Here is a 15,480-nt window from a genome sequence, read left to right on the forward strand (position 1 = left end):
CCATCAATGCAAAGAGGTTTCCATGCCCGAGATCACTGGCTACCACGCCCATGTTTATTTCGATGCCGATACACAGGATACGGCGCAACAGGTCTGTGACGAGGCCGCACGGCTGTTTCCGGTTCAGATGGGGCGTATGCATACCCGCAACGTCGGCCCTCACCCGCGCTGGAGCTGCCAGCTTGGCTTTGCCGCTGGTGCGTTTGATCAGGTCATGCCATGGCTGATGCTGAACCGGCAAGGCCTGACTGTTTTCACCCACCCTGAAACCGGTGAGCATCTGGAAGATCACCGTGATCGGGCAATCTGGATGGGTGAGATGCTGGATCTGGACCTCTCGATCTTCGACAAGCTTTAACCCAGCGCCCGCGCCTGATCCCGCAGAACAAATTTCTGCACCTTGCCAGTCGATGTTTTCGGCAAAGTGCCGAACACCACGCTCTTGGGCGCTTTAAAATGGGCCATGTTATCCCGACAGAAGGCAATCAGCTCTGCTTCGGTCACAGTGGCATCGGGCTTTAGCTCAACAAAGGCACATGGGGTTTCGCCCCACTTCTCATCAGGGCGTGCAACCACAGCTGCCTCCATCACCGCCGGGTGTTTGTAAAGGATACCCTCCACCTCGACAGAAGAAATATTCTCGCCGCCTGAGATGATGATGTCCTTTGAGCGGTCCTTCAGCGCGATATAGCCGTCAGGGTGCATGACACCCAGATCACCGGATGCAAACCAGCCTCCTTTAAAGGCATCATCTGTGGCATCGGGGTTCTTGAGATACCCTTTCATCACCACGTTACCTTGCATAAAGATCTCACCCATGGTCTCGCCATCCGACGGCACGGGTTCCATGGTATCGGGATCGGCCACCATCAGGCCAGACAGTGCCGTATACCGAACGCCCTGGCGCACCTTCAGAGCAGCGCGGTCTTCCGGCCCTTTCTCATTCCATTCGTCTTTCCAGGCGCAAACAACTGAAGGCCCATAGGTCTCGGTCAGGCCATAGACGTGGGTGACTTCGACGCCCATCGCCTCCATCGCTTCGATCACAGCGGCAGGCGGCGGGGCACCTGCCGTCATCACCTTGATCTGGTGATCGAAGTCTTTCAGTTCATCCGGCGCATGGGCCAGCATGTTCAAAACGATGGGCGCACCGCAGAAATGGGTGACTTTCTCATCGCGGAATGCCGCATAGATCGGCTCGGCCCGTACGGCGCGCAAACACACGGACACGCCTGCATTGGCTGCCATGGCCCAAGGGAAGCACCAGCCATTGCAATGGAACATCGGCAGAGTCCACAGATAAACCGAGTGTTTGGGCATGTCCCAATCCAGCAAATCCGACTGCGCGTTCAGGTTGGCGCCACGGTGATGATACACAACCCCTTTCGGGTTTCCTGTGGTGCCCGAAGTATAATTCAGCGTAATTGCGTCCCACTCATCCTCTGGCAGAGACCATTTGAATTCCGGGTCGCCCTCGTCCAGCAGGGCATCGTACGTCAGGCTGCCCAGCTTTTCACCGCCCTCAAAGCCGGGGTCTTCAATGTCTATGATCAGGATATCATGGTCGACCTGCTCCAACGCGTCTTTTACGACGCCAGAGAATTCCGGATCGACCAGCAGCGCCTTGGACTCGGCGTGCTTCAGGATGAAGGCAACAATCGGTGCATCCAGGCGCGTGTTGATGGCGTTCAGAACAGCGCCAGACATTGGTACGCCGAAATGCGCCTCATACATCTCGGGAATGTTTGCTGCGATAATTGAAACGGTATCGCCTTTCCCGATGCCTCGCGCGCTCAGCGCGCCTGCCAAACGTCGGCACCGGGCATAGGTTTCAGCCCAGGAATACCGGCGGTCCCCGTACACCACCGAAGGGTAATCCGGATAGACCTGAGCCGTTCGTTCAAGGAAGGTCAGCGGCGACAAAGGCGTGTAGTTGGCCCGGCTTTTATCCAAATGACGCTCGTAGATGTTTGTGGCTGTCATCCGCTGATCCTCCCAAATCACAGTCCGCGCGACTTGAGCATAAACTTGGTGCCCTGACAAATCCGTAGTAATACGATTGCTTCTGGCAATACGGGATGATGTGATCTGGCCCTACTTACAGAGGGCCTTTCGCGGTGATCTGAAGCATCTTAAACAATGGCTGGGGATGGCCTAACCATATCCCCAAAAAGCGCATCTCAGTGAAAGGACTTGTCATGGACGGCACGTTCAACGAAAACGATCTTTCCCGCGTGGTCGAGGCCGACCGCGCCCATATCTGGCACCACCTGCTGCAGCATAAACCCTTTGAAACCAATGATCCGCGCATCATCGTTGAAGGCAAAGGCATGCGTGTCTGGGACCAGAAGGGCAAAGAGCACCTGGACGCTGTTTCCGGCGGTGTCTGGACCGTGAACGTTGGTTATGGCCGCGAATCGATCTGCAAGGCTGTTTATGACCAGTTGATGAAACTGTGCTATTTCGCCAATACCGCAGGTTCGATCCCCGGTTCCATCTTCGCAGAAAAGCTGATCGACAAGATGCCCGGCATGAGCCGCGTCTACTACACCAACTCGGGGAGCGAAGCGAACGAGAAGGTGTTCAAGATGGTTCGTCAGATCGCGCACAAGCGCTATGGCGGCAAGAAAACCAAAATCCTGTACCGCGACCGCGACTACCACGGCTCGACTCTTGCGACCATGTCGGCGGGTGGTCAGGACGAGCGTACCGCGCAATACGGCCCCTTCGCGCCCGATTTCATCCGCGTGCCGCACTGCATGGAATACCGCAAGCATGAGCTGGACGGTGCACCGGTCGAAAACTTCGGTGAATGGGCCGCTGATCAGATCGAAGAGGTCATCCTGCGGGAAGGTCCCGAAACCGTTGGTGCCCTGTGCCTTGAGCCCGTGACCGCCGGCGGCGGCGTCATCGAAGCGCCCGAAGGGTACTGGCAGCGCGTGCAGGAGATCTGCAAGAAATACGACGTCCTGCTGCATATCGACGAGGTTGTCTGCGGTGTTGGTCGGACCGGCACGTGGTTCGGATATCAGCAGTACGGCATCAAGCCCGACTTCGTGACAATGGCCAAGGGCGTCGCCTCGGGTTATGCCGCAATTGCGGTGATGGTAACGACCGAGGAAGTCTTTGACATGTTCAAGGACGATGCGTCGGATCCGTTGAACTATTTCCGCGACATCTCGACCTTTGGCGGCTGCACCGCCGGTCCGGCCGCAGCCATCGAGAACATGCGCATCATCGAAGATGAGAACCTGCTGGGCAACTGCGCCGACATGGGCGACCGCATGATGGGCAACCTGCAGGCGTTGATGGAAAAGCACAAAGTCATTGGCGATGTGCGCGGCAAGGGTCTGTTCCTGGGTGCTGAACTTGTCACCGACCGAGAGACCAAAGATCCGGTGGACGAAAAGCGGGTTCAGGCCGTTGTTGCCGATTGTATGGCGCAAGGTGTGATCATCGGCGCCACCAACCGGTCGATCCCCAGCCGCAACAACACCCTGTGCTTTTCTCCCGCGCTGATCGCCACTGCGGATGACATCGACCAGATCACCGACGCGGTCGATGGCGCGTTGGGGCGTGTGTTTGGGTAACCCGGTCAGACACCAAAAATGCTAAACCGGCGCCCGAAGCGCCGGTTTTTTTTTAAACTTCTGCTACGCGGACTAAGCGGACACACTGCCATACCAATAAAAAGCCTGTCGTAATCACTGAGAAGAGTGCACGGTAGAACCTAATTGACTTGCTTGCGGAGGTTCAAACATCATGAAGCGATTGATTTCAGCGGGTTCGCTGGCATTGGCACTGGTCATACCCGCCCACGCGAGCGAAGAAAGCAAAACGTGGGAGGCCTCGAACGAGGCTAAGCAGTTTGTTGAAGAAACCATCGTGTTGGGGATGATCGCCAGTCCCTATGGAACCGGATGGACAGACCCTGAACAACTCCATACCTATTTTCAGCGGGCTCGTGACAATGGGATCACAGGGCATGAGATGACACTCTCTGCGGCCGACATGACGTTTGAAACACTCCTAGAGCAGCACTATCACTACCGCGCCGCGATGGCGCAGCAACCCGAAAACTATCAGATCGTGAATGAGACACGCGACATCGAGGCGGCGCATATCCAGGGCAAAACCGCCGTCATCTGGAACAGCCAGACCGCCACAATCCTGAACGGCGATCTGAAGAAGATGGCGCTGCTCAAGGACATGGGCATAAAGAGCATGATCCTCGCCTACAACGACATTTTTCGGACAGGTTCGGGTCAACTGGCCGCGCAAAACGGACGCGATATCGGCCTCACGGCTTGGGGGGAGTCGGTCATCGACGAAATGGTGCGGTTCGGCATTCTGCTTGATCTTAGCCACACCGGATCGAAGACTGCCAATGATGCCATGGACTACATGGACGAAAACTACCCAGGCGTACCCTATGTCTACACCCATTCTATTCCTGCAGGGCTGTATGCAAATGAACCGAACGCGACCCCACAGGGTTGCTATCGGAACATTCCGGACGACGAAGCAATTAGGGCTGCAAACTCCGGTGGCTATGTGTCACCAACTTTCACTGAATGGATGATGGATGGGGTGTGGCCAGAAGACATTTCGCCGAAACAAGCGGCCGACATGATCGACTACTACGTAAAGCTTATTGGGGTCGATCATGTTGGAATAGCATCGGACGACATGTTCTCAACTGAGCTTGTCGTTGATTTCGCCACAGCAAATGCCGACTTGTACAACGATGGCGGCTACATGATCGATGCCTTTAATCGCGGCGCGACCGGCAATGGCGAACTGGCCAAGATTCTCGCCGCGATTACTGACGATCTGTGGGCACGTGGCTACACGAACGAAGACCTTGCCAAGATCTATGGGGGGAACAAAATGCGGGTTTTTGCACAGGTCTGGGAAGGCAAGCCACCCGACGTATTTTTGCAGGAGTATCCCGAGCGCTTGCGGATGCGACGCGAAATGGAAGAGTTGTTCTTCTCGCGCTAGTTGTCCTAGAACGACCACACGCGGAGTTACTCCCATCGCCTAATTAATTGACCGGTCTGGGCTCTCAGCCGACATTCTCTACCCAGAAAACAAAAAAGGCCGTTCCTTGCGGAACGACCCTTCTTTCACTGTCTCTCCAAGAGAGGATCAGGCAGCCAGAGCGGCCTGAGCTTTGGCGACGATCGCGCCGAACGCTTCCGGTTCGTGCACGGCCAGGTCGGCCAGAACTTTGCGGTCCACTTCAATACCGGCCAGGTTCAGGCCGTTGATGAAGCGGGAATAGGTCAGTGCCTCGTCATGCGAACGGACGGCAGCGTTGATACGCTGGATCCACAGCGCGCGGAAATTGCGCTTGCGGTTCTTACGGTCGCGGGTTGCATACTGGTTGGCCTTGTCGACGGCCTGACGGGCAACCTTGAAGGTGCTCTTGCGGCGGCCATAGTAACCTTTGGCGGCCTTGATGACCTTCTTGTGACGGGCGTGAGTTACGGTTCCACCTTTAACGCGGGACATGTCTTAATCTCCTCTTAGCGGTCGTAGGGCATGTAGCCCTTGACGATCTTGGCGTCGGGGGCGGACAGGGTGGTGGTGCCACGGGCGTCGCGGATGAATTTCTTGGTCCGCTTGATCATGCCGTGCCGTTTACCGGCCTGGCCTGCCATGACCTTACCGGTCGCAGTCACCTTGAAGCGCTTCTTGGCGCTCGACTTTGTCTTCATCTTAGGCATTTCCGTCTCCTTTTCCGGGTTCGGTTTCAAACGCGACTCGGCATGCCATCTCGGCCGGTCACGCGATCAGAAGCGCCATTTACGCAAGTTCCGCCATACTGGCAAGGGGGATTCGACCAGAATTTGCGCTTTGTGCGCGGCTGGTCTGGCACCGGGGCGACACTCGCCGCCCCGGTGGATCGGTTTAATGCTCGAACTTGCGGATTTCTCCACTTTTCAACCGCTCGGCATAAGACGCCAGTTCCTGACGCACGACTTTCATCAGGAAGTAGAGCGCAAAAACATTCACCACAGCCATCGCAAAGATCGCCGCATCCGAGAAGTCGATGACCGGACCAAGGTTGGCTGCCGCACCGATAACCACGAAGACGCAGAAGATAAACTTGAAAACCAGCTCTTTGGTGTGGCCTTCACCGAACAGGTAGGTCCAGGCTTTTAGGCCATAGTAAGACCAGCTTATCATGGTTGAGAAGGCAAACAGAACCACGGCAATCGCAAGGATGAAGGGGAACCAGTTGAACGCGCTGCCGAAAGCGGCAGAGGTCAGGCTGACACCGGTGTTGCCGTCAACGGTGGCAATGGCGTTACCCGCCTCGTTCAGCATGTAGTTGCCGGTTTCCGGGTCCACAATCAGTTGCTGGGTGATGATGATCACCAGCGCTGTCATGGTGCAGATCACGACGGTGTCGATGAACGGCTCCAGCAGCGACACGAACCCTTCCGTAATCGGCTCTTTGGTCCGCACGGCCGAGTGGGCAATCGCGGCAGAACCAACGCCCGCTTCGTTCGAGAACGCCGCCCGGCGGAACCCCTGGATCAGCGCGCCGACCATGCCGCCCGCAACGCCGAGGCCAGTAAAGGCGCCCGCGAAGATCTGACCAAAGGCCCAGCCGATCTGATCGGCATGCATGATGATGATAACCAGCGCCGCCAGTACATACATCACTCCCATGAACGGCACGACCTTCTCAGTCACCCGTGCGATGGATTTCAGACCGCCGACGATCACCGCAAACACAATCGCCGCAAAGACCAGACCCGTGATCCAGCCCGGATAGTCACCCACAATGCCCGCGATCTGCTGATGCGCCTGATTGGCCTGGAACATATTGCCCCCACCCAGCGCGCCAAGGATACAGAAGATCGAGAACAGAACCGCGAGGATCTTGCCACCCGGCAGGCCCAACTCGTCGAACCCTTTGGACATGTAATACATCGGGCCACCGGATACGGTGCCGTCATCGTATTCATTTCGGTATTTCACGCCCAGCGTACATTCCGTGAATTTCGACGCCATGCCCAGCAGGCCCGCGACGATCATCCAGAAGGTCGCGCCCGGACCACCGATGCCGACTGCAACCGCCACACCGGCGATATTCCCCAGACCAACTGTGCCGGACAGCGCCGTGGCCAGAGCCTGAAAGTGGCTGACTTCTCCGGCATCGTTTGGATCAGAATAGTCGCCTTTGACAAGGCTGATCGAGTGTCCAAAGAAGCGGAACTGAACAAACGCAAAATACAGCGTGAAAACTGTGGCCGCGACCACCAGCCACCCCACAATCCACGGAAAGCCAGTTCCCGGGAAAGGGGCAAAGATAAAGCTGACGAAGGGTCCGGTTGCATCAGCGAAAGCCTGATTGATCTTGTCATCCAGGCCCGGAGCCTCTTGCGCGGAAGCGGCGGTGGCCATTATGGCGGCAAGCGCCGCAAGGTACAGGTGTTGTAGCGTTTTCATTCTTCTGCCCACCTCAATTTACAACTGTGACCGGAACTTCAGCGTGCATCACAAGATTTTGCGTTGAACTGCCGAAGATTCGTTTCTTGATCCCATCCGCCGAAGCCCGGCCGACAACGATCTGAGAACCGCCGTTTTCGACCGTGATGGTGTTCAGGGTTTCTGCCACATCGCCATGTCGCACGACGCCTCGCGCCTCGAAACCAGCCGCCTTGAGGGCATCGACGGCGGGCGTCACGACGCGTGACGTTGCCAGATCGACCTCTTCCTCGCGCCGCTTGTGACGCAAGGCGTTTTCCTCCGGTGTCTGAAATGTGTAAGGGGACCATTCAATCACATAAGCGACCAGCAATTCGCAGGATCCGATTAGCTTTGCCAGATCTTTGGCAAAAGTAATCGCGCGTTCACCGGTCTCTGTCCCGTCGAGTCCTATGACAATCTTTGTTGTCATCTTGTTCCTCCATTATTGTTGTTAAGTCCGGGGCCCGTGCCCCCGGCAGGACAGCCGGAACTTGGAACTTTGGCTGAGACTGCCCTTAGGTCATTTATTAGAAAATTCTACTCATGAATGAAGACTATTGTGGCAAATTCACCAGCACCGGTCAAATTTCGCTTATTAATCAAGTTTTTCACCCGGTGCGAAAAAGAAAACGGCTGCTTCTGAAGCAGCCGTTTTCTAGGTTCCGATGTCGCCTTGAGCCCAAATTATTCAGGATCGGTGCTGTAAATCAGGCGTTCGTCACAGGGGGCAACCCGCAGAATGTTGGTAGTGCCGGGGACATTGAACGGCACACCGGCGGTGACCACGATCTGATCCGATTCAGACGCAAAACCGCCCGCCCGCGCGGCACGCGCTGCGTTCACCACCGCGCCTTTGAACCGTTGCAGTTCGGGCGTCATCACACAGTTGCACCCCCAGCTCAGACACAACCGACGCGCCGTGCCACGTTGCGAGGTCATGGCAATGATCGGCACACCAGGACGTTCACGCGCAGTCAGCGAGGCAGTTGTGCCGCTCTGGGTGAAACAGCAGATGGCCTTGATGTCGGTCTTTTCCGCTATTTCACGGGCCGCTGCGACGATGCCATCGGCCACGGTGCTGCCCTTGGCAGTACGCGAGGCGGCGATGATCTGGGTGTAGGTCGGATCGGCCTCGACCTCGATGGCGACCTTGTTCATGGTTTGCACGGCTTCGATTGGATAGGCACCTGCCGCCGATTCCGCGCTGAGCATGATGGCGTCCGTGCCTTCATAGATCGCAGTGGCCACATCCGACACTTCGGCGCGGGTGGGCATCGGGCTTTCGATCATGCTTTCCAACATCTGGGTCGCGACGATAACCGGTTTGGCGGCACCACGGCACCTGCGGACCAGCCGTTTCTGGATTGGCGGCACGGCGGATACGGGCAGTTCCACACCCAGATCGCCCCGCGCTACCATGATCCCATCTGACGCGTCGAGAATATCCTCAAATGCCTCAACAGCGGCGGGCTTTTCGATCTTCGACAGGATCGCAGCACGGCCATCAGCCAAAGCCCGAGCTTCAAACACATCCTTTGCGCGCTGCACAAAGCTCAGCGCCAACCAGTCGACGCCCAACTGGCAGACAAACTCAAGATCATCGCGATCCTTCGCCGAAAGCGCTGCCAGCGGCAGCACCACATCCGGCACATTTACGCCCTTGCGGTTAGAGATCGTACCTCCCACATCAACCTTGCAATTGGCGAAATCCTGTCCGCAATCCTGTACGGTCAGACGTATCTTTCCGTCATTCACCAGAAGGCGCGCGCCTTGCTCAAGTGCAGCAAAAATCTCGGGGTGCGGAAGGCAAACCCGATTGATGTCGCCGGCAGCAGGGTCAAGGTCGAGGCGGAATGCCGCGCCTTCTTCCAACTCTTCCGCCTCATTGGCAAAAACGCCAACGCGCAGCTTGGGCCCCTGAAGGTCAGCCAGAATGGCAATCGGGCTGTCGAGGTCTTTTTCAACCTGCCGAATGATCTTGTGCCGTTCGCGAATCTCATCATGGCTGCCGTGGCTCATGTTCAAACGGAACACATCCGCACCAGCCTCGTGCAGGGCACGAATGGTTTCATAATCACTGGACGCCGGTCCCAGCGTCGCCACGATTTTTACATTTCTCAGGCGTCGCATCAGTCCTGCTCTCCTCACGTCGTCTTAGTTGCAGTTAGGGTGCAGTAAAATGTTACCGCAAACATTAGCTGAGTGCTTATTGCCCAATTCCCTTTTCAAAGCAACTGCCCTACACCTGCGACAAACTAGATGACAGGCCCATGACATACACCCCGTTTTTCGTTCACGGCGCGGATCGCCCGTCCCGTTGGCTGATCACATGCGACCACGCAACCAATTCTGTACCCCCTGAGGTGAACGGAGGCGACCTTGGCCTGTCACGCGAAGACATGGAGCGCCACATCGCCTATGATGTCGGTGCCTATGAGGTGTCAAAACATTTGGGCGAGATCCTGAACGCGCCAGTAATTGCCGCAAATTTCTCGCGTTTGGTGATCGATCCCAACCGCGGTGAAGACGACCCGACATTGTTGATGAAGCTCTATGACGGCTCGATCATCCCCGGCAACCGCCATGCGGACGCAGCTGAACGCGAGCGTCGCCTGAACATGTGCTATCGCCCTTATCACGAGGCGCTGGCTCAGATGGCCGCATTGCCGCACGCTGTGATCGTTTCCATGCATTCCTTCACCCGCCAGCTGCGCGGACGTAACCCGCGCCCCTGGCACATAGGTGTCTTGCACACCCCAGACGAGAGGTTCGCGCGCCCCCTGATCGACCGGCTTCAGGCCGAGGACGATATGTGCGTAGGCGTCAACGAACCCTACACCGGCGTTCTGCCGGGCGATGCGATTGACAAGCACTGTACGGCGTTCGGGCGTCCCAACGCCCTGATCGAACTGCGCAATGATCTAATTGCCAACCATGTGGGGCAAAAAGAATGGGCCGAACGCCTGGCCCTTGTCCTGCGGGATACATTGGAGAACAGCGACCTTTAACCGCAAGTTCGACAGTGGCTTTCCACAGCTCACGCCATTGTGAGCACCTCCCCTGATCCCCATATTCTGCAAGAAAGGGGATCATCGTGACACATGAATTTCTGACGACGTTTTTTGGCTGGATGGCTGCGCTCAATATCGCGGTTCTTCTGTTCACCACCGTGATGGTCCTGCTGTTGCAGGATTGGATCGCGGGCATTCACGGCAGGATGTTTCAGATGGAGCGTCCCGATGTGAAACGTGCCTATTTCAGATATCTTGCCAACTACAAGATTCTGACACTGATCTTTTGTGTCGTACCTTGGTTGGCCTTGAAACTGATGTGAGCAAGTTCGGATCGCAAGTCTGATTGTTGTAACAGGACAGCGGGATTGTTAGGTCAGACACTGCACACAAAGCCACCCGGAGCCGCATCATGGACAAGCAAACCGAAATCGAACTTCAGGCCGCCGCGTTTCGTCGGTTGCAAAAGCACCTGATGGAAGACCGCACAGACGTCCAGAACATCGACATGATGAATCTGACCGGGTTCTGCCGAAACTGCCTTTCGCGCTGGTATCAGGAGGCCGCCAATGACAAAGGCATCGAGATGGGCAAGGACGAAGCCCGTGAGGTTTTCTACGGCATGACCATGGATGAATGGAAAGCTAGTTATCAGACCGACGCCAGCCCCGAAAAACAGGCAGCCTTCAAGGTTGCGTTCGAAGAGAATGTAACGAAAAAGGGTTAAGTTCGAAACGAAGAAGGCCCGCCAAATCGGCGGGCCTATTCTTTAGACTGCAGCTTTGCGGCTTTCGTCCAGATAAATTTCGCGAAGGCGTTTGGCGATCGGCCCTGGCGTACCATCACCCAACGCGACCCCGTCAATCTCGACCACCGGCATCACAAAAGCACTGGCCGAGGTTGTGAATGCCTCATCTGCCTCTTTGGCTTCGTCGATTGTGAACAGACGCTCTTCGATTTCCATCTGCGCTTCCGCTGCCATGCGCAGAACAGCCTTACGCGTGATCCCATGCAGGATGTCGTTCGACAGCGGTCGGGTGATGATCTTGCCGTTCTTGACGAAATAGGCGTTGTTGCTGGTGCCCTCGGTCACATAACCGTCTTCGACCAGCCAAGCGTCATCGCAACCTGCTTTCTTGGCCATCATCTTGCCCATTGATGGGTAGAGCAGCTGCACGGTTTTGATATCGCGGCGGCCCCAGCGGATATCTTCGATCGAGATGATCTTGGCACCTTTCTGGGCAGCCGGACTATCAGCCAGACCAGGTTTGTTCTGCGTAAACAGAACAAGGCTCGGTTCGGTATCTGCCGAGGGGAATACGAAATCCCGGTCGCCATCGCTGCCGCGCGAGACCTGCAGGTAAACGAGGCCCTCTTCGATGCCGTTCAGCTCAACCAGCCTACGATGGATTTCCAGCAACTCATCCTTGGTGCAGGGCTCGGCCATCTCCAACTCGTCCAGCGATCGCTTGAGACGTACTGCATGGCCTTCGAAATCAATCAGCTTGCCGTCCAGTACACTGGTCACTTCATAAACGGCGTCTGCGAACAGAAAACCTCGATCAAAGATCGACACCTTGGCCTCTGCCTCGGGCAGGTATTCGCCATTTACGTAAACGGTTCGGGTCATGTTTGTCTCCTCAGCCCCAGAGCGCGAACACCGGCGGGTGCACTCCGGCATCGTCAAAAATCAGCGGGGTATCACGGTCTTCGGCCAACAAAAGCGGGCCGTCAAGGTCCGTTACCATCGCACCTTGCGCCAGCAATGTCGCAGGGGCCATGGCAAGCGAACTGCCAACCATGCAACCCACCATGACGTCATAGCCTTCGGCAATCGCGGCCGTGCGCAGTTCCAGCGCCTCGGTCAGGCCCCCGGTCTTGTCAAGCTTGATGTTGATGACATCATATTTGCCCTTCAGCTTGGGCAGGCTGTTGCGGTCATGGCAGGATTCATCAGCACAGACCGGGACCGGGCGATCCATTCCGATCAGCGCATCGTCATCTCCGGCCGGTAGGGGCTGCTCGACCAGGGCCACGCCCAGGCGCACCAGATGCGGCGCAAGATCGGCATAAACTTCGGCCGTCCACCCTTCGTTCGCGTCCACAATGATCTTGGAGTTCGGAGCGCCCGCGCGTACAGCCTCAAGCCGTGGCATATCGTCAGGCGTGCCCAGTTTGATCTTCAACAGCGGACGATGCGCGTTCTCAGCCGCCTGAGCTTGCATCGCCTCTGGCGCATCCAACGACAGGGTGTACGCGGTGATCTCTGGGCCCGGCACCGGCAGACCGGCCAAATCCCAGGCACGTTTGCCAGCGCGCTTGCTCTCCAGATCCCACAGGGCACAATCCATGGCGTTTCGGGCCGCACCCGCTGGCAATAGATTCATCAGCGACTGTCGAGTGAACTCTGCAGGCAAACCCGCAATCTCGGCCTCAACCGTCTCGAGCGTTTCGTCATAGCGCGCATAGGGAACGCATTCGCCCCAGCCCTGATGGGTTCCGTCCGACACCCGTACCGTCAGCACCTTTGCTTCAGTCCGCGACCCGCGCGAGATGGTGAACACCTGCGCCAGCCGAAACACATCGCGAGAGACCTCTATCTGCACGCACCCGCCCCTTCATCTTTTCCCAAATACGCCCGCCGGAGGCGGATGAGCCCGCCACCGGCACGTGTCTCAGATCACATCGCGGCCAGCGCGTCCACCAGCTTGCCGGATCCAAAGCGGAACGGGTCGGTTGCAGGCAGACCCATGTCGGCTTCGATCTTGGCCAAGTAGGCGATTGCGTCTTCTTCGGACATATGCTGCGTGTTGACCGAAACGCCAACAACCTGACAATCCAGGTTCGCTACCTTGGCAAGCGCAAGCGCGGTGTCGTGAAGTGTTTCCAAAGATGGCTGCTGATAGGTCGGCAAACCACGCATGTGTTCGCGAGTCGGTTCGTGGCTCAGGATCAGGGCGTCCGGCTGGCCGCCGTGGATCAGTGCCATAGTCACGCCGGAATAAGACACGTGGAACAGTGAACCCTGCCCTTCGATCAGGTCCCAGTGGTCGTCATCATTGTCGGGTGTCAGCCATTCGATCGAACCGGCCATGAAGTCGGCAATGACCGCGTCAAGCGGCACACCATCGCCAGTGATCAGGATACCCGTTTGACCGGTCGCCCGGAAGGTCGATTTCATACCACGCTTGCGCATTTCGGCATCCATCGCCATGGCCGTGTACATCTTGCCGACCGAACAATCGGTACCCACAGCCAAACAACGCTTGCCCTTACGCTTTATGCCGTTGGCAATCGGGTAATCCACTTCGGGCACGCGTACGTCGTGCAGCTTTTGACCGGTTGCTTCGGCCACGGCTACCAGATCGGGCTCATCGCGCAGCAAGTTGTGCAGACCCGAAGCCAGGTCAAACCCTTCCTCCAGCGCCATGACCAGAACCTTTTTCCATTCCTGGCTGATCACACCACCACGGTTGGCCACACCGATCACGAGCGTTTTGGCGCCGGCCTCTTTCGCCTCGGTCAGGGTCATGTCTGTCAGACCCAGATCGGCCTTGCAGCCATCCATCCGGTATTGGCCCACGGCGTTTTCCGGGCGCCAATCCTTGATGCCCACAGCCACTTTGGCCGCCAATTGGTCGGGCGCATCGCCCAGAAACAGCAGGTACGGTGTCTCGATCATTGCGGTCACTCCTTTGATTCCGGCCTAAGCTAGAGAAGCAGCAAAACGAACGTTTCGCGTTTTGATCCGCCCAACACGATTAACGCGCGACGTTTTTGCGCGTACTTACGCCATGGCGCAAATTTATTCGAAGTTTTCAAAGTGATTAAACTTTAATCACCCCTTCCCAGTTAACCTAAAGTTCCATTCTGCAGCCGCATTGCCGCAGATGCACAATCGCTCTTGCGCTGTGACACGCAATTTAATACCTCATTGAGCAGGAAAATCGCAATTTCATTACCCACACGAGGTCCAGATGAGCTTCCGCATCCAACCCGCTGCACCAGCACGCCCCAATCGTTGTCAGCTTTTTGGCCCGGGGTCGAACACCAAGCTGTTCCCCAAAATGGCCGCCTCGGCTGCTGATGTCATCAACCTTGATCTTGAAGACTCGGTCGCACCCTCGGACAAGGACGTAGCACGCGCCAATGTCATCGAGGCACTGAACACCGTGGACTGGGGCAACAAATACATGTCCGTCCGGATCAACGGGCTGGATACCCCATACTGGTACCGCGATGTTGTCGACGTGATGGAACAGGCAGGCGACCGTCTGGATCAGATCATGATTCCCAAAGTCGGTTGCGCGGCGGATGTCTATGCCGTGGATGCCCTTGTCACTGCGATTGAGCGCGCCAAGAGCCGGACCAAACCGATCAGCTTCGAAGTCATTATCGAATCCGCTGCCGGTATCGCGCATGTGGAAGAGATCGCAGCCTCCTCACCCCGTTTGCAGGCCATGAGCCTTGGGGCCGCAGATTTTGCTGCCTCGATGGGGATGCAGACCACGGGCATCGGCGGCACGCAGGAAAACTATTACATGCTGCGCGAGGGCGAGAAACACTGGTCTGATCCATGGCACTGGGCGCAGGCGGCCATTGTGGCGGCGTGCCGCACGCATGGTGTGTTGCCAGTGGATGGACCTTTCGGCGATTTCAGCGACGACGAAGGCTATATCGCTCAGGCCAAACGGTCTGCAACTTTGGGCATGGTCGGCAAATGGGCGATCCATCCCAAGCAGATCGCGCTGGCCAATCAGGTATTCACCCCGTCGGACGAAGCCGTTTCCGAGGCCCGCGAAATTCTAGCGGCAATGGAACAGGCCAAGGCAAATGGTGAAGGCGCGACCGTCTATAAAGGGCGTTTGGTCGATATTGCCTCAATCAAGCAAGCCGAAGTTATTGTGGCGCAGGCCGAACTGATTGCGTCGGGCAGCTAGGTCACAAAAAAGGGCGCTCAATCGAGCGCCCTCATGTAGTC

The 15,480-nt window shown here is 56.9% G+C and carries 16 protein-coding genes; 7 read left to right on the plus strand and 9 right to left on the minus strand.

Features of this window, described 5'->3' with window-relative positions; translation table 11 throughout:
* Positions 1-22: 22 nt before the first annotated feature.
* On the plus strand, positions 23-358 hold the full coding sequence (locus AC2FLD_RS17040) for a DOPA 4,5-dioxygenase family protein (RefSeq protein WP_496670897.1): 336 nt from the start codon (positions 23-25) through the stop codon (positions 356-358).
* Here the strand turns inward: AC2FLD_RS17040 and AC2FLD_RS17045 are convergent.
* On the minus strand, positions 355-1,983 hold the full coding sequence (locus AC2FLD_RS17045; protein ID WP_496670892.1) for an acyl-CoA synthetase: 1,629 nt from the start codon (positions 1,981-1,983) through the stop codon (positions 355-357). The two genes, AC2FLD_RS17040 and AC2FLD_RS17045, sit on opposite strands and share 4 nt — an antisense overlap.
* A 215-nt stretch (positions 1,984-2,198) precedes the next feature.
* Here AC2FLD_RS17045 and AC2FLD_RS17050 point away from each other — a divergent pair, with 215 nt between their 5' ends.
* Together AC2FLD_RS17050 and AC2FLD_RS17055 are read left to right on the plus strand one after the other, a co-directional pair.
* Entirely contained in the window at positions 2,199-3,590 is a 1,392-nt protein-coding gene (locus AC2FLD_RS17050; RefSeq protein ID WP_496671161.1) for an aminotransferase family protein, read from the plus strand.
* 172 nt (positions 3,591-3,762) lie between these two features.
* Entirely contained in the window at positions 3,763-5,004 is a 1,242-nt protein-coding gene (locus AC2FLD_RS17055) for a membrane dipeptidase (RefSeq protein WP_496670889.1), read from the plus strand.
* 147 nt (positions 5,005-5,151) lie between these two features.
* On the opposite strand, the gene rplT is transcribed toward AC2FLD_RS17055, so the two are convergent.
* From rplT to pyk, 5 genes are all read right to left on the minus strand, one after another.
* Complete coding sequence (gene rplT / locus AC2FLD_RS17060; RefSeq protein WP_008756009.1) at positions 5,152-5,517, minus strand: 50S ribosomal protein L20; 366 nt, start codon at positions 5,515-5,517, stop codon at positions 5,152-5,154.
* A 14-nt stretch (positions 5,518-5,531) separates the two neighbouring features.
* Positions 5,532-5,732 (minus strand): 50S ribosomal protein L35, encoded by a 201-nt coding sequence (gene rpmI / locus AC2FLD_RS17065; RefSeq protein ID WP_005981143.1) that lies wholly within the window; start codon positions 5,730-5,732, stop codon positions 5,532-5,534.
* 184 nt (positions 5,733-5,916) lie between these two features.
* Positions 5,917-7,467 (minus strand): alanine/glycine:cation symporter family protein, encoded by a 1,551-nt coding sequence (locus tag AC2FLD_RS17070; protein ID WP_496670886.1) that lies wholly within the window; start codon positions 7,465-7,467, stop codon positions 5,917-5,919.
* 13 nt (positions 7,468-7,480) lie between these two features.
* Complete coding sequence (locus AC2FLD_RS17075) at positions 7,481-7,918, minus strand: universal stress protein (protein ID WP_496670883.1); 438 nt, start codon at positions 7,916-7,918, stop codon at positions 7,481-7,483.
* A gap of 254 nt (positions 7,919-8,172) precedes the next feature.
* Positions 8,173-9,618, minus strand: a complete 1,446-nt coding sequence (gene pyk, locus AC2FLD_RS17080; protein WP_050605298.1) for a pyruvate kinase — start codon at positions 9,616-9,618, stop codon at positions 8,173-8,175.
* A 140-nt stretch (positions 9,619-9,758) separates the two neighbouring features.
* Between pyk and AC2FLD_RS17085 the strand changes: the two genes are divergently transcribed.
* The 3 genes from AC2FLD_RS17085 (at position 9,759) to AC2FLD_RS17095 (ending at position 11,226) form a co-directional block, all read left to right on the plus strand.
* Positions 9,759-10,496 (plus strand): N-formylglutamate amidohydrolase, encoded by a 738-nt coding sequence (locus tag AC2FLD_RS17085; protein ID WP_496670880.1) that lies wholly within the window; start codon positions 9,759-9,761, stop codon positions 10,494-10,496.
* An 86-nt stretch (positions 10,497-10,582) separates the two neighbouring features.
* Positions 10,583-10,822, plus strand: a complete 240-nt coding sequence (locus AC2FLD_RS17090) for a DUF6868 family protein (RefSeq protein WP_496670875.1) — start codon at positions 10,583-10,585, stop codon at positions 10,820-10,822.
* Positions 10,823-10,911: 89 nt separating this feature from the next.
* Entirely contained in the window at positions 10,912-11,226 is a 315-nt protein-coding gene (locus AC2FLD_RS17095; RefSeq protein WP_496670872.1) for a DUF1244 domain-containing protein, read from the plus strand.
* Positions 11,227-11,268: 42 nt separating this feature from the next.
* Here the strand turns inward: AC2FLD_RS17095 and AC2FLD_RS17100 are convergent, their stop codons facing one another.
* The 3 genes from AC2FLD_RS17100 to dgcN all read right to left on the minus strand — a co-directional run bounded on the left by AC2FLD_RS17100 (position 11,269) and on the right by dgcN (position 14,181).
* Complete coding sequence (locus AC2FLD_RS17100; RefSeq protein WP_496670870.1) at positions 11,269-12,129, minus strand: D-amino-acid transaminase; 861 nt, start codon at positions 12,127-12,129, stop codon at positions 11,269-11,271.
* A gap of 10 nt (positions 12,130-12,139) precedes the next feature.
* Complete coding sequence (gene dgcA / locus AC2FLD_RS17105) at positions 12,140-13,105, minus strand: N-acetyl-D-Glu racemase DgcA (protein ID WP_496670867.1); 966 nt, start codon at positions 13,103-13,105, stop codon at positions 12,140-12,142.
* A gap of 74 nt (positions 13,106-13,179) precedes the next feature.
* Positions 13,180-14,181 (minus strand): N-acetyltransferase DgcN, encoded by a 1,002-nt coding sequence (dgcN, locus tag AC2FLD_RS17110; protein ID WP_496670864.1) that lies wholly within the window; start codon positions 14,179-14,181, stop codon positions 13,180-13,182.
* 295 nt (positions 14,182-14,476) lie between these two features.
* Between dgcN and AC2FLD_RS17115 the strand changes: the two genes are divergently transcribed.
* Positions 14,477-15,439, plus strand: coding sequence for an L-malyl-CoA/beta-methylmalyl-CoA lyase (locus tag AC2FLD_RS17115; protein ID WP_496670861.1), 963 nt, complete (start codon positions 14,477-14,479; stop codon positions 15,437-15,439).
* The last annotated feature ends 41 nt before the right edge of the window (positions 15,440-15,480 follow it).

The sequence above is a fragment of the Ruegeria sp. CDSA021 genome, assembly GCF_059612325.1.